Origin of the sequence: Rhodococcus sp. IEGM 1370 (assembly GCF_033142325.1) — a bacterium.
GTDB lineage: Bacteria > Actinomycetota > Actinomycetes > Mycobacteriales > Mycobacteriaceae > Rhodococcoides.
On record NZ_JAWLRY010000015.1, the window covers coordinates 95,319 to 112,554 of the forward strand.

The window sequence follows — 17,236 nt, forward strand, 5'->3', positions numbered from 1 at the left end:
AGGTCAGGTCAGGGAGTCGAGGGCCGACCGGGCTTCGGCCACGCGGATGCGGGCCGCCTCTAGTGCCGCCGCCGTCGACTCCGCCCGTTCGACACTGGCCTCGTGTGCTTCTCGCGCAGCCTGCGCTCGGGCTCCGGCAGCCTTCAGCTCGGTCTCGATTCGCTCGATTTCTTCTGCAGCGCTGCGTAGTTCGGACGCTTTTCGTTCGGTGTCCGCTTGGGCTTCGTCGACTTCGGTTCGCGCGGTATCGAGATCGGATTCGGCCGACTCGAGTTCGGCGAGCAGTCGGTTCCGTTCGACTTCGTCGGTTTTCTGCTGTTCGTCCTCGACCTCGGGAGAAACCGGGTCGTCATCGCCGTCATCGTCATCGTCGGGAGAGTCCGGAACGATCGAGAGCAGCGCAGGCCCGAAGCCGCTGTACGTTTCGGCCACCACGGTTCTGCCCGCGCGGACGCGGTCGCGTATCTCCGCATCGGCCATCGCCGCGTTCAGGGTGTTGGAGACCTCGCGGGCAGCGTTGTCGCCGACGGTCGCCCCGAGGTCACGTCCCAGCGAGAACGCTCGATCGGTCAGGGCGCGTATCGAAGTGCTTCGGGCAGTGGACAATTCACGCAGTCGGGGGCCGTCGCCGCGCTGCTGGGCTCGTTCGAGTTGCTCACCCAGATCGAACAGTTCCGCCAGAGCCGATTCGTCTCGGCGAGCCAGGGTGTTCACCAACCACGCCACGACCGTGGGCTTGCGCAGGGCACCGATTCGGGTGGCACCGACCTTGTCGCCGGCCTTCTTGAACCGGGTTACGTATGCCGCACGATGCGAGACGAAATCAGCGGGAGGGAGTGAGTACAGGTCGTCGACGACGGTCTCGACTCGGGGGAGATTCTCGGACATCGAAGTCCACCGTCTCGTTCGAGCAGCCACCGTACGACGGCGACATGCGTGAAAGATGTGTGCCCCCGGCAGGATTCGAACCTGCGGCCTTTCGCTCCGGAGGCGAACGCTCTATCCCCTGAGCTACGGGGGCGCACCGGACGAACCGGTGTGCCTGTTGGGCTGTACGAAAGACTAGCGCATCCGCTGCCCGAGCCGAAATCACCCCTCGGGCAGCGGCTGCGCACCCTTCTCGGCGAGCATCTGCTTCATCAGCGTCGACTCGCTGGTCTGGGTGGCGACCATGGAGTTCGCCAGATTGATCACCGCCGGTGACTGCGCGTGAGTCTGCGCGTACTCCATCATCGCCAGGCCGCCCTCGTGGTGGCGCAGCATGAGTTGCAGGAACATCACGTCGACATCCGAGCCGGTGGCTTGGCGAAGCGCGGCGAGCTCAGCGGAACTGGCCATGCCGGGCATGGCCCTGGTGGGATCCGAGGATCCGGGATCCATGGACATCCCGCCCATCGAGTGAGCGTGAGAGTCGTCCTCGGCCATCCAGGTCATGTAGCCGTCGGTCGAGATCGGCGCTCGGTCCCACAGGGCCAACCAGCCCTGCATCTGTCCCACCTGGTTCTGCTGCGAGGTGAGCATGTCGAACGCCAGGCTCTTGACGGCCTGATCCGGCGCGTTGGTCAACGCCACCGCCGCCATCTCGATCGCCTGGTTGTGGTGCACGGTCATGTCCTGCGCGAAGCCGACGTCCACCGAGTCCGCAGCAGGTGCGGTGTTGTCGTCCCGGAACGGACTCTGCACCAGAAAGCCCAGCGCGAAACCGATCGCCAGGACGGCGATCAGCGCCAGCGCAACCAGCGCGGTGCGCTGGCTCGGCTTGGTGGCGGACGCGGTGGCGTCCGCGCTGTCGTTTGTCGTCGGCTCGGTCATCAGTTGGTGGGGACCTGAAGATCGCTCGGCAGCTGAACTCCGCCGGTCCCGCCGGTCTCGCTTGCATCGGGGGTGATGCCGGCACCGTCCATCGGTACCGCGTCCGCGCCGGGTGCAGAGGCGTCGAACAGGGGCGGGTTGTCCGGGTCGAAGGCGTTGTCACCGGTTCCCGGCACCGATGCGCAGCTGGCCCCGACCTCGGGGTAGGCGAAACGGTTGAGGCGCAGGGCGGAGATGAACTGGCCGATGCGTTCGTCGTCCACACTGTCCAACTTGAGCTGGTGGCCCCAGGACTGCAGCGAGACCGGGGAATCGAGGCCGGGGTACGGCGACATCATCATCTGCGTTTCACCGTCGACGCGATCGGCCAGCGACTGGACCTGGTCCTCGTTCAGATCGTCGGGGTTGTAGGTGACCCAGACGGCACCGTGCTCGAGCGAGTGCACGGCATTCTCGGTACGAATGGCCTCGGGGTACACGATTCCCGTGCAGGTGGCCCACACAGCATCGTGCGGTCCACCGAACGGCGGCGACTGGTCGTAGGCGACCCGCTGTGTGCGCCCGACGTGCAGAGCCGCGGGGTACTCCTGGATCGCGACACCCTCGATGCCGGTCGACGGATCCTGATTGGCCTCGCTCGGCGCGAACTTCTGCGCCTCGGCGCGGTCCTGGTACTTCGGATACAGATTGATCCCGAGGCCCGCAACGAGACCGACAACGACAACGACACCGGCAACTGTCAGCCAGGGAATCTGCCTGCCCGTCGCGGTGGGCACGCCGCCCTTCTTCTTGCGAGCTGACTTCTTGTTGGCTGCATTGATGGCTTTGTCTGCCTTCGCAGCCGACTTGTTCTGACTGCCTTTGTCGGGACCCGTTGGCATCGCTGTAGTTGCTCTCTCAGTCGAGGAAAGGTGGTGTTCGGTTGCGCTGGTGATGCGTATCTGCTGGTGACAGCATCGTCCGATGACCATCAGCGCAGAGCGCCCTCACTGTACGTTCTCTGCCTGAGAGCGTGCTCAGAGCCTGCGCGGACCGCGCAGTCCGAGGTTGCTCGCCGGCAGACGGGCAGTGGATGCGAGTACGCCGCGCACCAGCCAATAGGATAGCTACCTGTGACTCCCGCCGATCTTGCCGAACTGCTTCACGCGACCGCCGCGAAGGTGCTTGCCGACCGCGGCCTGGATGCATCAGTCCTCCCTGCGAAGCTGACCGTCGAGCGTCCCCGAAATCCCGAGCACGGCGACTACGCGACCAACGTGGCACTCCAGGTCGCGAAGAAGGCCGGAGCCAACCCCCGCGACTTCGCCGGCTGGCTCGCGGAGGCTCTCGCTGCCGACGCAGCCATCGCCGACGCCGACGTCGCAGGCCCCGGATTCCTGAACATCAGGCTGGCCGCTGCAGCACAGGGCGAAATCGTTGCCCGCGTGCTCGCCGCAGGCGCGGCCTTCGGCAGCGGTTCCTCGATGACGGGCAAGAAGGTCAATCTCGAGTTCGTCTCGGCCAACCCGACCGGGCCGGTGCACCTCGGCGGTACCCGATGGGCAGCCGTCGGCGATGCGCTCGGACGCATCCTGACCGCCCATGGCGCAGAGGTCACTCGCGAGTACTACTTCAACGATCACGGCGCACAGATCGCCCGCTTCAGCCGATCCCTGATCGCCGCGGCCAAGGGTGAACCCGCTCCGGAGAACGGCTACGCAGGCGAGTACATCGCCGAGATCGCCGAGCAGGTGCTGGTGCAGGAGCCGGAAGCGCTCGCGCTGGCCCCCGAGGCCCAGGAAGAGACGTTCCGAGCGATCGGCACCCAGCTGATGTTCGACCGGATCAAGGCCAATCTGCACGAGTTCGGCGTCGACTTCGATGTCTACTTCCACGAGAATTCGCTGTTCGACTCGGGTGAGGTCGAGAAGTCGGTCGAGTACCTCAAGAGCTCGGGGAGCCTCTACGAGGAGGACGGTGCCTGGTGGCTACGGTCCACCGAGTACGGCGACGACAAGGATCGTGTTGTCATCAAGAGCGACGGCAACGCCGCCTACATCGCCGGCGACATCGCCTACTTCCAGAACAAGCGGCAGCGCGGCTTCGATCTGTGCATCTACATGCTCGGAGCGGACCACCACGGATACATCGGACGGCTCAAGGCGGCCGCAGCTGCGTTCGGAGACGACCCCGCGACCGTCGAGGTGCTGATCGGCCAGATGGTCAACCTGGTGCGCGACGGCGTGGCCGTGAAGATGAGCAAGCGTGCCGGAACCGTCATCACCCTCGACGACCTGGTCGAAGCCATCGGCGTCGACGCCTCCCGGTACGTCATGATCCGTTCGTCCGTCGACTCCAGCATCGACATCGACCTCGCCCTGTGGGCGAGCGCCAGCAACGAGAACCCGGTGTACTACGTCCAGTACGCCCACGCCCGCCTGGCCTCACTCGCGCGCAATGCCGCCGAACTGGGAATCGTTGCTGATGAACCGGATCTGAGCCTGCTCACCCACGAGCAGGAAGGCGAGCTGATCAGGACGATCGGCGAGTACCCGCGCGTGGTGTCCAGCGCTGCCGAACTACGCGAACCACACCGGATCGCCCGCTACCTCGAAGAGCTGGCGGGTGCTTACCACCGCTTCTACGGTGCGTGTCGAGTACTTCCACAAGGAGACGAGGAGCCCGGACCTGTGAACACCGCACGACTGGCGTTGGGTAACGCGACCCGGCAGGTCCTGGCCAACGGCCTCGAACTGCTCGGGGTCAGCGCACCGGAGCGCATGTGAGCGCACATCCGGCAGGACCCAAGCATGCCGATGCCCCCGCGAAGGAGTCGATGTCCCATCGCCCGGCCGACGCCTCGGAGATGACGACGCTGCCCGAGCAGGTGTGGCCCCGCAACGCCGAGCGCGGTGAGGACGGAACCGTCCGCCTCGCCGGAGTGTCGGTCACCGATCTCGCGGAGCAGTACGGCACACCGTTGTTCGTCATCGACGAGGACGACTTCCGTTCGCGCTGCCGTGAGATGGCCGCCGCATTCGGGGCACCCGAACGAGTTCACTACGCCTCCAAGGCTTTCCTGTGCGGCGAGATCGCACGCTGGGTGGCCGACGAAGGGCTCTCACTCGACATCTGCTCCGGAGGCGAGCTGGCCATCGCGTTGGCTGCCGGATTCCCGGCCGACCGAATTGCCATGCACGGCAACAACAAATCGGTAGCCGAGCTCGAGGCGGGCGTGCGCGCAGGCGTCGAACATGTGGTGCTCGACTCCAACATCGAGATCGACCGTCTCGACGGCGTCGCCGGTGCGGCCGGTGTGGTGCAGGACGTTCTCATTCGCATCACCGTCGGTGTCGAGGCGCATACCCACGAGTTCATCGCCACCGCGCACGAGGATCAGAAGTTCGGATTCTCGCTCGCCGACGGCTCTGCGCTCGACGCCGTCCGGCGCGTGTTCGCTGCCGACAACCTTCGCCTCGTCGGACTGCACAGTCACATCGGTTCGCAGATATTCGAGGTCGACGGCTTCGAGTTGGCAGCGCACAAGGTCATCGGTCTGCTGCGAGACATAGTCTCGGAGTTCGGCGTCGACAAGACCGCGCAGATCTCGACACTGGACCTCGGTGGCGGCATGGGTATTTCGTACGTGCCGAGTGACGATCCGCCGCCGGTGGAGCAGCTCGCGGCGAAGTTGACCACCATCGTGGAGACCGAGTCCGCCGCAGTGGGTCTACCGGTCCCGACGATCGCCGTCGAGCCGGGCCGCGCCATCGCCGGACCGGGCACCGTCACGCTCTACGAGGTCGGCACGATCAAGGATGTCACCGTCGACAAGTCGACGCGCAGGCGCTACATCAGCGTCGACGGCGGCATGAGCGACAACATCCGAACCTCGCTGTACCAGGCCGAATACGACTGCCGGCTGGTCTCGCGCTCGAGCGATGCCGATGCCGTCGTGGCTCGGGTTGTCGGAAAGCATTGCGAGAGCGGCGACATCGTCATCAAGAACACATGGATGCCGGCAGACGTCGGGCCGGGTGACCTGCTCGCGGTAGCGGCCACCGGGGCCTACTGCTACTCCATGTCCAGTCGCTACAACCTGCTGACGCGGCCCGCTGTGGTTGCGGTCAAGGACGGGCACTCACGCCTGATCCTGCGGCGGGAAACCATCGAAGATCTGCTCAGCTTGGAGGTTCAGCCATGACATCGAAGCCGATAGGCGTCGCCGTACTCGGACTCGGAAACGTCGGCAGCGAGGTCGTTCGAATCCTCACCGAGAACGCCGACGACTTCGAGGCGAGAGTAGGTGCGCCACTGGAGATTCGGGGCATCGCTGTGCGTCGGGTCGACGGCGATCGTGGAGTTCCGGCCGAGCTGCTCACCGACGACCCGGCCGACCTCGTGGGCCGCGACGACGTCGACATCGTCGTCGAGGTTCTCGGCGGCATCGACATTCCCCGCAAGCTGGTGCTCTCCGCCCTGGAGAAGGGTAAGTCCGTCATCACGGCGAACAAGGCCCTACTGGCCGAGTACACCGGAGAACTGGCCGACGCGGCCGAGAAGTCGCGTGCCGACCTGTATTTCGAGGCCGCCGTGGCCGGAGCCATTCCCGTGGTCCGCCCGCTGATGCAGTCCCTCGCGGGTGACCGCGTGAACAAGGTTGCCGGCATCGTCAACGGCACCACCAACTTCATCCTCTCGGCCATGGACGAGACGGGCGCGGACTACGCCGAAACCCTCGCCGAGGCAGGGCGTCTGGGCTACGCCGAGGCCGACCCGACCGCCGACGTCGAAGGCTACGACGCTGCATCGAAGGCCGCCATCCTGGCGTCCATCGCATTCCACACGCGAGTCACTGCCGGTGACGTCTACCGCGAGGGCATCAGCAAGATCACCTCGGACGATCTCGAAACCGCGAAATCCCTGGACTGCACCATCAAGCTGCTGGCCATCTGCGAGCGGATCGTCACGCCCAAGGGCAAGGAGCGAATCTCCGCTCGGGTCTACCCCGCGCTCGTTCCGCTGAACCACCCGTTGGCGTCGGTGAACGGTGCGTTCAACGCCGTGGTCGTCGAAGCAGAGGCCGCCGGCCGCCTGATGTTCTACGGCCAGGGTGCAGGCGGAGCGCCGACCGCGTCCGCAGTACTCGGCGACCTGGTGATGGCCGCTCGCAACAAGTTCTACGGCGGACGGGGCCCACTCGAATCCAAGTACGCCAAGCTCAAGGTGGCCCCCATGGGTGACATCCTCACTCGCTACTACGTCAGCATGCAGGTAGCCGACAAGCCCGGCGTTCTCGCCACCGTAGCGGCCGAGTTCTCCAAGCGTGACGTCAGCATCTCCACGGTGCGTCAGCAGGGCTCGGGTGACGGAGCCAGGCTCGTCGTCGTCACGCACCTCGCGGCCGACTCCGCACTGTCCGACACCGTTGCATCCCTCGAGCAGCTCGACGTCGTCGTTCACGTCGCCAGCGTTCTCCGATTGGAAGGCACCACCGTATGAGCGTCCACACCCCCTGGCCCGGTCTGATCGAGGCATACCGTTCGCGTCTGGCGATCGGCCCGGATTGGAAGACCGTCACGCTGCGCGAGGGCGGGACCCCGCTGTTGCCGGCCGGGCACCTGTCCGAACTGACCGGGTGCACAGTGCATCTCAAGGTCGAGGGACTCAACCCCACCGGCTCCTTCAAGGACCGCGGGATGACCATGGCCGTCACCGACGCGCTCGCCCGAGGTCAGGAGGCCGTCCTCTGCGCCTCGACCGGCAACACCTCGGCCTCCGCAGCTGCCTACGCGGCCAAGGCCGGAATGAGCTGTGCCGTCTTGGTTCCGCAGGGCAAGATCGCCATGGGCAAGCTCGCTCAGGCAGTGATGCACGGAGCCAAGATCATTCAGGTGCAGGGCAACTTCGACGATTGCCTCGAACTGGCCCGCAAGACCACGGCCGAGTTCCCGACCATCGGTCTGGTCAACTCCGTCAACCCCGTCCGCATCGAAGGCCAGAAGACCGCGGCCTTCGAGATCTGCGACGCCCTCGGCGACGCACCGGACATCCACGTACTGCCGGTCGGCAACGCAGGCAACATCACCGCGTACTGGCGCGGTTACTCGGAGTACTTCCGTGACGGTCTCACCACGCGCAAGCCGCGGTTGCTCGGAGTCCAGGCCGCGGGCGCTGCTCCGCTGGTTCACGGTGCGCCGGTGAAGGATCCGGAAACCATCGCCACCGCGATCCGGATCGGCTCGCCCGCATCCTGGAACGGCGCCGTCAACGCCAAGGAAGAATCGAACGGAGCATTCCGCGCCGCGACCGACGAGGAGATCCTCGAGGCGTACCGGCTGATCGCCAAGACCGAGGGCGTGTTCGTCGAGCCCGCCTCCGCCGCCAGTGTCGCCGGGCTCCTCGCAGCTCGAAAGGAAGGCTGGCTCGAACCGGGCCTGACCGTCGTGTGCACGGTCACCGGAAACGGCCTCAAGGATCCTGATACAGCGCTGTCGGGAATGCCTGTCGTAGAACCCATTTCGGTCGATCCCGTCGCTGTCGCGGCTGCGCTCGAGCTGGCCTGAGTTGACGGAATCTCCGGCCATGACGACGACACTCCCCATCGGGCTCACGGTCACCGCGCGCGTCCCGGCGTCCAGTGCCAACATCGGACCCGGATTCGACAGTCTCGGAATCGCTTTGGGGCTGTACGACGAGATCGAGGTCACGACCACCGCGTCGGGACTGCGGATTCACGTCGACGGTGAGGGTTCGGCGGACGTGCCGTGGGGTCCGACGCATCTGGTCGTACGCGCCATCGAGCGGGGTCTCGAAGCTGCCGGAGTGTGGGCCGACGGCTTGGATGTCCACTGCCGCAACGTGATTCCGCACTCCAGGGGGCTCGGTTCCTCGGCGTCGGCTGTGGTCGGGGGCCTCGCTGCCGCCAACGCACTGGCCGCGAAAGTGGATCGCTCGCTCGCGCTGTCGGAGGGTCAGCTGGTCCAGCTCTCATCGGAATTCGAGGGTCATCCCGACAATGCGTCGGCGAGTTGCCTCGGCGGTGCGGTGGTGTCGTGGAGCGAACCGCCCAATGCCAGTGTCACGGCGCGGAAGTACGCAGCCGTACGGCTGGAGGTGCACCCGAGCATCAAGGTCGTCGTGCTCGTACCGTCCGAACGCTCGTCGACGTCGCACACCCGGGGACTGTTGCCCGAGTTGGTGCCCCACCGTGATGCGGCGTTCAACGTCAGCCGCAGTGCACTCGCGGTGGTGGCGCTGACCGAGCGCCCGGATCTGTTGATGTCCGCGACGGAGGACCTGCTGCATCAAGGTCAGCGCGCCCAGGCGTTACCCGACACCACTCGCTGGATCAGCACCTTGCGCGCGCGGTCCATCGCGGCCGTGGTGTCCGGTGCGGGCCCGACGGTCATGGCGCTGTGCACCGAGGAGTTTCCCGCCGATCTGCGCGAGGCCGCATCGGCCGAGGGATGGCGGGTGCTCGACCTCGACGTGGCCGACGGAGTCACCGTCGCGTGACAAACGCGTCAGTAGGGTTCTTGCCGAGTGGGGACAACGGCGCTATGGTGAACCCTGTCCGTACATCGTGCGCTTCAGACGCCGGTTTCGTCAGGGCATTCAGGTCGCTGTATTCGGGGGATTCATACGTCCGAGTGATGTGACGCTCCTGACTCGATCCTTCCCGTGGTTCTCTGCGGTCCGGATCGATGGTGTCGTCGACGGGGTGCGTCGAACATGAACGGCAATATCCGAGCTCGGCAGAACGCCGAATTGCGGAACGAACCCTCGGCTGCGCATCGAGCGAGCGAGGGAAGGAAAGGACCTCCGTGACCGATACGGAACTTATCTCTGCGCCCGAAACGTCACGCCGACGTGCTGGCCTGTCCGGAATGGTTCTCACCGAGCTCCGCAGCCTCGCTGGTGAACTCGGTATCAAGAGCGTTTCCGGGATGCGCAAGGGCGATCTGATCGCTGCGATTTCCGAGCGTCAATCGGGTAGCGCACCGGCCAAGACGGACGCACCGAAATCCGACGCACCCAAGTCGCGTCGCGCCGCTGCATCCGCGCCGGTCGTCGAAGATCGGCCAACAGCCGAGGCGGCACCGAAGCAGTCGGCTCCAGAAGCGCCGTCCTCGGACGCGCCAACGACGCAATCGGGCGATTCTGCCGATGCCGCTCCCGAGACGGGCCGCCGAACACGCGGACGTCGTGCCGCAGGTCGGCGAGCCGGTGCTCCCGAACAACTCCCACTCGACGACAGCAACGATTCGGCCGGATCCGCTCCCGCGGCGACCGATTCGCCCGCAGTCGCGCCGCAGGCGGAGAAGCCGGACGAGACCGGCGACAGCGCCGCCACCGAGCGCCCGCGCCGTAGTCGCGGCGACCGCAACCGCCAGGACGGGTCGGAACGCGAACCCCGTGACGCCGAAGGCAACCGCGACAACGCGAACCGCGACTCCGGAAGCCGCAATCAAGGCGACCGGGACGGCTCCAACCGCGAGAACGGTAACCGTGACAACGGAAACCGGGACAACGGAAACCGCAATCAGGGTGACCGCGACAACCGCGACGGTGGCGGTCGTAACCAGAGCGGACGCAATCGCAACCAGGGCGACGGTCGCAACGACAACCGCAACGAGGATCGCAACAACGGTCCGCGCGACAACCGCGACAACAACCAGGACGACGACGGCGAAGGCCGCGGACGTCGGGGACGTCGGTTCCGTGAGCGCCGTCGCGGACGCGACCGTGGCGAAGGCAACGACGGTGGCGGTGGCCGCGAGCGCGATACCGAGATTCGCGAGGACGATGTTCTTCAGCCGGTAGCCGGCATCCTCGATGTTCTCGACAACTACGCGTTCGTCCGTACCTCCGGCTACCTCGCCGGACCCAATGACGTCTACGTGTCGATGAACCTGGTTCGCAAGAACGGCCTTCGCCGCGGCGACGCGGTGACCGGTGCGGTTCGGGTGGCACGCGAAGGCGAGCAGTCCAGCCAGCGGCAGAAGTTCAACCCGCTAGTGCGTCTGGACACCGTCAACGGGGGAGAGGTCGAGGCCGCGCGCAAGCGTCCGGAGTTCGGCAAGCTCACTCCGCTGTACCCCAACCAGCGGTTGCGTCTCGAGACTCAGCAGAACATCCTGACCACGCGCATCATCGACCTGGTGATGCCGATCGGCAAGGGGCAGCGCGCACTCATCGTCAGCCCGCCCAAGGCAGGCAAAACGAGCGTCCTGCAGGCCATCGCCAACGCGATCGCCATCAACAATCCCGAGTGCTACCTGATGGTCATCCTCGTCGACGAGCGTCCCGAGGAAGTGACGGACATGCAGCGCTCCGTCAAGGGCGAGGTCATCGCGTCGACGTTCGACCGGCCGCCGGGCGACCACACCGCGGTGGCCGAGCTGGCGATCGAACGGGCCAAGCGTCTGGTCGAAGCCGGCCAGGACGTGGTGGTTCTGCTCGACTCGATCACCCGTTTGGGACGTGCGTACAACAACAGCTCACCTGCATCGGGCCGAATCCTGTCCGGTGGTGTCGACTCGACCGCTCTGTACCCGCCGAAGCGGTTCCTCGGCGCGGCTCGCAACATCGAACACGGTGGTTCGTTGACGATCATCGCCACGGCAATGGTCGAGACCGGATCCACCGGTGACACCGTGATCTTCGAGGAGTTCAAGGGCACCGGCAACGCCGAGCTCAAGCTCGATCGCAAGATCGCCGAACGCCGCGTGTTCCCGGCAGTGGACATCAACCCGTCGAGCACCCGCCACGACGAGTTGCTCCTTGCTCTCGACGAGGCCGCCGTCGTACACAAGCTGCGGCGCGTGCTGTCCGGACTGGACTCGCACCAGGCCATCGACCTGCTGGTCGACCGTCTGAAGAAGAGCAAGAACAACCTCGAGTTCCTGATGGAAGTCTCCAAGACTGCGCCGGGCGGGGCGAACGACTGACAATTGTTTCCCGGATCTTTCGTCCGGGGAACAAGCCGACAGGTGCGCGCGTTGTAAGCATCTGTCGGCACAGAAGTACCGGCGATTAGCAGGTCAGATGCACGCTCTGGCATAATCAACGGCCGAGTCCGGTTCCGGTTCACGTCTTCGATCGGCGAAGACGACCCGGCGACCACTAGAGAGAACGGTAAGGACACCATGAAGGCAGGAATTCACCCCGACTACACACTGACGACAGTCGTCTGTGGTTGCGGCAATACTTTCGAGACCCGAAGCACCACCGACAAAGAGCGCATCAGCGTCGAGGTCTGCTCGCAGTGCCACCCCTTCTACACCGGCAAGCAGAAGATTCTCGACACCGGCGGTCGCGTCGCTCGCTTCGAGGCTCGCTACGGCAAGCGCGCCGGCAAGAAGGCCGACGCAGACAGCTAGCTGTTTCGCCGACGCCCGTCCTGTGCATCACAGGACGGGCGTCGGCTTTTTTGTGTCCACATTCAGTTGCACCGGCGTTCGAGAGTGAGTCATCAACATGGCGAGAACAGACAAGCCTTCGGCCATCGACGACATCCTCGCCGAACACTCCGGACTCGAGCAGCAACTCGCCGACCCAGCTCTGCACAACGACCCGTCCGCGGCCCGCAGAGCAGGCAAGAGGTTCGCCGAACTGGCCCCCATCATGTCCGCGCACACCAAGCTGACCTCCGCGCAGGACGACCTCGAAGCCGCGCGTGAGCTCGCCGCCGACGATTCCTCGTTCGCGTCCGAGATTCCCGAGCTGGAGGCGACCGTGTTGCACCTCGAGCAGACCCTCACCGACCTGCTCGCACCACGCGACCCGCACGACGGCGACGACATCGTGATGGAGGTCAAGTCGGGGGAGGGCGGCGAGGAATCGGCGCTCTTCGCGGCCGATCTCGCGCGGATGTACGTGCGCTACGCGGAACGCCGCGGGTGGCGGGTCGAGGTGCTCGACGCGAACGTCTCGGACCTGGGCGGATACAAGGACGCGACGCTGTCGATCAAGACCAGGGATCCCCTCGACGGCGTCTGGGCCCGGCTGAAGTTCGAGGGCGGCGTCCACCGCGTGCAACGGGTACCGGTGACCGAATCGCAGGGGCGCGTGCACACGTCCGCGGCCGGCATCCTGGTGTACCCCGAACCCGATGAGGTGGAAGAGGTTCAGATCGACGAGACCGATCTGCGCATCGACGTCTACCGCTCGTCCGGCAAAGGTGGCCAGGGCGTCAACACCACCGACTCCGCAGTCCGAATCACGCACCTGCCGACCGGCATCGTGGTGACCTGTCAGAACGAGCGGTCTCAGCTGCAGAACAAGGCACGCGCGATGCAGGTACTTGCAGCTCGCCTGCAGGCAGCCGCAGAAGAAGCGGCCGACGAAGAAGCATCGGCAGGCAGGGCCAGCCAGGTGCGCACCGTCGACCGCTCGGAGCGGATCAGAACCTACAACTTCCCCGAGAACCGCATCACGGACCACCGGATCGGCTTCAAGGCACACAACCTCGACTCACTTCTGGACGGCGAGATGGATGCGTTGCTCGACGCGCTGGCCAAGGCGGACCGCGACGCGCGCATGCAAGCAGAGTAGCTGCGGCACATAGCTTTACAGATTTCGCCGGGCTGCTGCACCGATAGGTGCGATACCCTGGCGGCCAGGTTCGACCCCGCAACAGCGCCCGAGAGGCACACCAGACATGAACCAGGCCCTGACCCCCGCAGGCGAGAACGCCGTGTCCGAGCTGTCCTCGCGCTACGGCATCTCGACCGATGCCGTCCGCACGATGCTCGACGCCGTCAACAACGGCCGCGGCAGCATGGCTCAGTTCAACATCCCCGAGCTCGGCGGCAGTGGGCAGTGGATGCGCGGCGGAATGACCATGGTGGGCAACATGTTCGACCACGGACTCAAGAGCCGGGTCGACGGCCTCTGCCGAGACCTGTCGGCGGTGCTGTCGCAGCATCAGGTGTACCCGCCCAGGGGGACCGGCAGCAGCTCGTTCGGTGGCAACTCGTTCGGCGGCGGCTCGTGGTGGCCGTCGGACCTCGGTGCGCCGAGCTCGAGCGGTGGCCAGAACGGCTCGCAGTACGCAGTGTTCCCGGGATCTCGACGCCTCGCGGTGTTGGTCGGCGGCGAACTGGCCGTGTACGACACTCTCGATCACTCCATCGGCGGAGTCCAGCAACAGCAGGGCGGTGGACCGGGCTCGCTGGAGTTCACCAGCCAGTACGGCACGTTCACCGCAGGCAGCCTGCCTCGAGTCGATCAGCAGTCGGGCGGGACGAACTCGCAGAACCAGTCGACGCCGCAACCCGCTCCGCAGACCTACGCGCAACCGTCCTCGTCGCACCAGTCTTCGCAGTCCTCGAACCATTCGCCTCAGGGCAACCCGTCAGGTGTGGACATCTCCGACATCACGGCTGCGATCGAGGCTCTCGCGGGTCTGCACGCGAAGGGCTTCCTCACCGACGACGAGTTCCACGCCAAGAAGTCGGAGTTGCTGGGACGCGTGTGACCGGGTTGTCGGTGCCTCGTGGCAGGCTGTTCGAATGAGCCGCAAGCCGTTACGCCTGGCCATCCTCGAAGCAACGTCGATGCTCGACGCTGCCGGTGTGCCGAGCCCACGGGTCGATGCGGAGCTGCTCGCCGCGCACCTCGTCGGCGTGGACCGCGGCCGTCTCGGTCTGGTTCCTCTCGTCGAACCCGAGGTCGTCGAGGCGTACTTCCGAACCGTCGAGCAGCGCGCGAAACGTATTCCGCTGCAATACATCACGGGAACGACCTCGCTGGGCAACATCGACGTCGAAGTAGGGCCGGGCGTGTTCGTACCCCGGCCGGAAACCGAACTGTTGTTGGCCTGGGCGCTCGCGTTCCTCGAAAACGTCGACCACCATCCGCCGGTGATTCTCGATCTGTGCACGGGCTCGGGGGCACTGGCACTGGCGATCGCCAACGCCCGGCCCGATGCCGTCGTCCATGCCGTCGAGCTCGACCCGTCGGCGTTGGCATGGGCCCGGCGCAATGCCGACCTGTGCAGCGGCCACGGTGATACCCCGATCACGCTGCACCACGGCGACGTCACGGCACGAGATCTGTTGACCGAACTCGACGGCGCTGTCGACATGATCGTCGCAAACCCGCCCTATATCCCGGAGGGGGCAGACCTCGATCCCGAAGTGATCGATCACGATCCGCACATGGCGCTGTTCGGCGGTTCGGACGGACTGTCCGTCATCGAACCGATGATCGGCAACATCGCCCGCTGGCTTCGGATCGGCGGCGGCGTCGCGATCGAACACGACGACTCCAATGGCGGCGAGGTGGCGGCGCTGCTGTCTCGGCGACGAGTGTTCACCGAGGTCACCGCGCATCCGGATCTGGCGGGTAGGCCCCGGTTCGTCGTCGCCGCACGGGCGCACCCGGCCCAGGCCTGACGACGGGAACGGCAAGCGGGCGACACCTGACATCACTTCGTTATCGAAGGTGGAAGGATAGGTGCCGTGAGTACCGTCTACGACTGCCGTGAAGCCGACGCGCGCACTGCTGGATTGACCGCTGCCCGCGGTGCCCTCAAATCCGGCCGACTGGTCGTCATGCCTACCGACACTTTGTACGGAATCGCAGCCGATGCATTCGACGGCAGCGCTGTCACGGATCTGCTGCGCGCCAAGGGCAGGGGCCGCGATATGCCGGTTCCCGTGCTCGTCGGTTCCTGGAACACCATCGACGGCCTGGTTCAGAGTGTCCGGCCACGCACCCGAGATTTGATTCGTGCCTTCTGGCCCGGTGCGCTCAGCATCGTCGTGCAGCAGGCTCCGTCCTTGGCCTGGGATCTGGGCGACGCCCAGGGCACCGTCATGTTGCGGATGCCGCTGCACCCTGTCGCGCTCGAGCTGCTGCGTGAGGTCGGCCCGCTCGCAGTGTCCAGCGCCAACATCTCCGGCAGTCCACCAGCCACCACCGTGACGGAGGCACGAGATCAGCTCGGCGGCTCGGCCGCGGTGTACCTGGACGGGGGACCGGCCGACCACGCGGTGGCGTCGACCATCATCGATCTGACAAGCGATCGAGCACGAATTCTGCGGGTCGGTGCCATTCCCACCGAGAAGATTGCCGAGGTTCTCGGTGTCACCGCCGAAAGCCTGGTCCCGGGAGCGTCCTGACATGGCTGTCCATCCCGCACGCCTCCGCGCATGAGCGTCACTCGGGGAGGCATCCTTGACGAAAGTGTCGACGTGCTCGCTCAGTCGAATCTGGGTGCAGGCGTACCGATTCGCGAACTGCTCCTGGTGTTCCTCACCGCAGCGGTGGTCACGTTCTTCGCCACCGGCGGTGTTCGTGTGGCGGCCGTCAAGTTCGGTGCCGTCGCGGTTCCTCGTGATCGTGACGTCCACGTGCAGGCCACCCCGAGGCTCGGGGGAGTGGGCATCTACGTGGGGATGCTGGCTGCGTTGCTCTTCGCGTCACAGCTGCCTGCACTGGCTCGCGGATTCGACGTCGCCTACAACCGCGACATTCCGGCCGCACTGGTTGCCGGCTTCGTGATCGTGCTGGTCGGCGTCATCGACGACCGATGGGGTCTGGATGCCCTGACCAAGTTCGTCGGCCAGGTGACGGCGGCCGGGGTCCTCGTCATCATGGGCGTGAGCTGGGTCGTGCTGTACCAGCCGTGGGGAGGCGAGCCCGGTCAACCCGGCAGCACCCTGGTGCTCGACCAACTGCAAGCCGGACTGGTGACCGTTCTGATCACCGTCGTGATCGTCAATGCGATGAACTTCGTCGATGGACTCGACGGGCTGGCGGCCGGTCTGGGGCTCATCTCCTCGGTGGCGATCTGCATCTTCTCGGTGGGGTTGCTGCAGGAGCAGGGCGGCGACGTCGGTGTCTACCCACCGGCGCTGATCGCGGCGGCATTGGCAGGCGCGTGCCTGGGGTTTCTGCCGCACAACTTCCAGCCCGCTCGCATCTTCATGGGCGATTCGGGATCGATGCTCATCGGTTTGACGCTTGCCACCATCTCGACCAGTGCCTCCGGGCGGATCCCGTTGACGGCGTACGGCCCACGCGATCTGCTGGGTCTGCTGTCGCCGCTTCTGCTGGTCGGAGCCGTGATGCTCATTCCGATCCTCGACCTGCTGCTGGCTGTCATTCGCCGGACCCGGGCCGGACGGAGTCCTTTCAGCCCCGACAAGATGCACCTGCATCATCGGTTGCTGCAGATCGGACATTCGCATCGCCGGGTGGTGCTGGTGATCTACCTGTGGGTCGGTGTCCTCGCCTTCGGGGCGGTCGGGTCGTCTCTGCTGGACCGCCGAATAGTGGTGCTTCTGGTTGCCGCAGGTCTGGTGTTCGCGCTGGTCGTCACTGCTGTGCCGACGCTGCGGGTGGACCGATCGCAGGGCTCGGAACCGCGAAGCGCTCGACGGGGCGGCTGATCCCGTCGGCTGTTCGCGGACGCGTGCTGGGTACCCTCGAC

General features: G+C 65.8%; 15 protein-coding genes and 1 tRNA gene. 12 read left to right on the plus strand and 4 right to left on the minus strand.

All coding sequences use genetic code 11. From position 1 onward, the window contains the following. Positions 1–3 precede the first annotated feature (3 nt). From R4P47_RS18010 to R4P47_RS18025, 4 genes are all read right to left on the minus strand, one after another. Positions 4–888 carry a hypothetical protein gene (locus tag R4P47_RS18010; protein WP_317785338.1) on the minus strand — a complete coding sequence of 295 codons (885 nt, stop codon included), beginning with the start codon at positions 886–888 and terminating at the stop codon, positions 4–6. 60 nt (positions 889–948) lie between these two features. Further along, a tRNA-Arg gene (locus R4P47_RS18015) sits at positions 949–1,021 on the minus strand. A 68-nt stretch (positions 1,022–1,089) separates the two neighbouring features. Further along, entirely contained in the window at positions 1,090–1,812 is a 723-nt protein-coding gene (locus R4P47_RS18020; protein ID WP_317534205.1) for a DUF305 domain-containing protein, read from the minus strand. Then, on the minus strand, positions 1,812–2,693 hold the full coding sequence (locus tag R4P47_RS18025; RefSeq protein ID WP_068048298.1) for a DUF3105 domain-containing protein: 882 nt from the start codon (positions 2,691–2,693) through the stop codon (positions 1,812–1,814). Before R4P47_RS18025 ends, R4P47_RS18020 begins: the two co-directional genes overlap by 1 nt. A 231-nt stretch (positions 2,694–2,924) precedes the next feature. Between R4P47_RS18025 and argS the strand changes: the two genes are divergently transcribed. The 12 genes from argS to R4P47_RS18085 all read left to right on the plus strand — a co-directional run bounded on the left by argS (position 2,925) and on the right by R4P47_RS18085 (position 17,195). Then, positions 2,925–4,577, plus strand: coding sequence for an arginine--tRNA ligase (gene argS / locus R4P47_RS18030; RefSeq protein WP_317785339.1), 1,653 nt, complete (start codon positions 2,925–2,927; stop codon positions 4,575–4,577). Continuing rightward, positions 4,574–5,995 carry a diaminopimelate decarboxylase gene (gene lysA / locus R4P47_RS18035; RefSeq protein ID WP_317785340.1) on the plus strand — a complete coding sequence of 474 codons (1,422 nt, stop codon included), beginning with the start codon at positions 4,574–4,576 and terminating at the stop codon, positions 5,993–5,995. The genes argS and lysA overlap by 4 nt, the downstream gene beginning before the upstream one ends. Beyond that, positions 5,992–7,293 carry a homoserine dehydrogenase gene (locus R4P47_RS18040; RefSeq protein ID WP_317785341.1) on the plus strand — a complete coding sequence of 434 codons (1,302 nt, stop codon included), beginning with the start codon at positions 5,992–5,994 and terminating at the stop codon, positions 7,291–7,293. The genes lysA and R4P47_RS18040 overlap by 4 nt, the downstream gene beginning before the upstream one ends. Then, positions 7,290–8,357, plus strand: a complete 1,068-nt coding sequence (gene thrC, locus R4P47_RS18045; protein WP_317785342.1) for a threonine synthase — start codon at positions 7,290–7,292, stop codon at positions 8,355–8,357. Before R4P47_RS18040 ends, thrC begins: the two co-directional genes overlap by 4 nt. 19 nt (positions 8,358–8,376) lie before the next feature. Then, entirely contained in the window at positions 8,377–9,309 is a 933-nt protein-coding gene (gene thrB / locus R4P47_RS18050) for a homoserine kinase (protein ID WP_300516037.1), read from the plus strand. Between the two features lie 371 nt (positions 9,310–9,680). Beyond that, positions 9,681–11,744 carry a transcription termination factor Rho gene (gene rho, locus R4P47_RS18055; protein ID WP_411567351.1) on the plus strand — a complete coding sequence of 688 codons (2,064 nt, stop codon included), beginning with the start codon at positions 9,681–9,683 and terminating at the stop codon, positions 11,742–11,744. Positions 11,745–11,942: 198 nt separating this feature from the next. Further along, entirely contained in the window at positions 11,943–12,176 is a 234-nt protein-coding gene (gene rpmE, locus R4P47_RS18060) for a 50S ribosomal protein L31 (protein WP_008715081.1), read from the plus strand. Positions 12,177–12,273: 97 nt separating this feature from the next. Next, positions 12,274–13,350 (plus strand): peptide chain release factor 1, encoded by a 1,077-nt coding sequence (prfA, locus tag R4P47_RS18065; protein WP_068048269.1) that lies wholly within the window; start codon positions 12,274–12,276, stop codon positions 13,348–13,350. Positions 13,351–13,456: 106 nt separating this feature from the next. Then, a complete protein-coding gene (locus tag R4P47_RS18070) occupies positions 13,457–14,275 on the plus strand; it encodes an SHOCT domain-containing protein (RefSeq protein ID WP_317785344.1) in 819 nt (272 codons plus the stop codon). 34 nt (positions 14,276–14,309) lie between these two features. After that, entirely contained in the window at positions 14,310–15,194 is an 885-nt protein-coding gene (gene prmC, locus R4P47_RS18075; protein ID WP_068048263.1) for a peptide chain release factor N(5)-glutamine methyltransferase, read from the plus strand. A 66-nt stretch (positions 15,195–15,260) separates the two neighbouring features. Next, positions 15,261–15,923, plus strand: a complete 663-nt coding sequence (locus R4P47_RS18080) for an L-threonylcarbamoyladenylate synthase (RefSeq protein WP_068048275.1) — start codon at positions 15,261–15,263, stop codon at positions 15,921–15,923. A gap of 30 nt (positions 15,924–15,953) precedes the next feature. Then, positions 15,954–17,195: a glycosyltransferase family 4 protein gene (locus R4P47_RS18085; RefSeq protein ID WP_269595648.1), complete on the plus strand. Its 1,242-nt coding sequence runs from the start codon at positions 15,954–15,956 to the stop codon at positions 17,193–17,195. The last annotated feature ends 41 nt before the right edge of the window (positions 17,196–17,236 follow it).

What these genes read in the sequence shown, in the direction of transcription:
- R4P47_RS18010 (WP_317785338.1), bottom strand. Translation starts at nt 888, where the DNA reads ATGTCCGAGAATCTCCCCCGAGTCGAGACCGTCGTCGACGACCTGTAC.
- R4P47_RS18020 (WP_317534205.1), bottom strand. Translation starts at nt 1,812, where the DNA reads ATGACCGAGCCGACGACAAACGACAGCGCGGACGCCACCGCGTCCGCC.
- R4P47_RS18025 (WP_068048298.1), bottom strand. Translation starts at nt 2,693, where the DNA reads ATGCCAACGGGTCCCGACAAAGGCAGTCAGAACAAGTCGGCTGCGAAG.
- R4P47_RS18040 (WP_317785341.1), top strand. Translation starts at nt 5,992, where the DNA reads ATGACATCGAAGCCGATAGGCGTCGCCGTACTCGGACTCGGAAACGTC.
- thrC (WP_317785342.1), top strand. Translation starts at nt 7,290, where the DNA reads ATGAGCGTCCACACCCCCTGGCCCGGTCTGATCGAGGCATACCGTTCG.
- thrB (WP_300516037.1), top strand. Translation starts at nt 8,377, where the DNA reads ATGACGACGACACTCCCCATCGGGCTCACGGTCACCGCGCGCGTCCCG.
- rho (WP_411567351.1), top strand. Translation starts at nt 9,681, where the DNA reads ATGGTTCTCACCGAGCTCCGCAGCCTCGCTGGTGAACTCGGTATCAAG.
- rpmE (WP_008715081.1), top strand. Translation starts at nt 11,943, where the DNA reads ATGAAGGCAGGAATTCACCCCGACTACACACTGACGACAGTCGTCTGT.
- prfA (WP_068048269.1), top strand. Translation starts at nt 12,274, where the DNA reads ATGGCGAGAACAGACAAGCCTTCGGCCATCGACGACATCCTCGCCGAA.
- R4P47_RS18070 (WP_317785344.1), top strand. Translation starts at nt 13,457, where the DNA reads ATGAACCAGGCCCTGACCCCCGCAGGCGAGAACGCCGTGTCCGAGCTG.
- prmC (WP_068048263.1), top strand. Translation starts at nt 14,310, where the DNA reads ATGAGCCGCAAGCCGTTACGCCTGGCCATCCTCGAAGCAACGTCGATG.
- R4P47_RS18085 (WP_269595648.1), top strand. Translation starts at nt 15,954, where the DNA reads ATGAGCGTCACTCGGGGAGGCATCCTTGACGAAAGTGTCGACGTGCTC.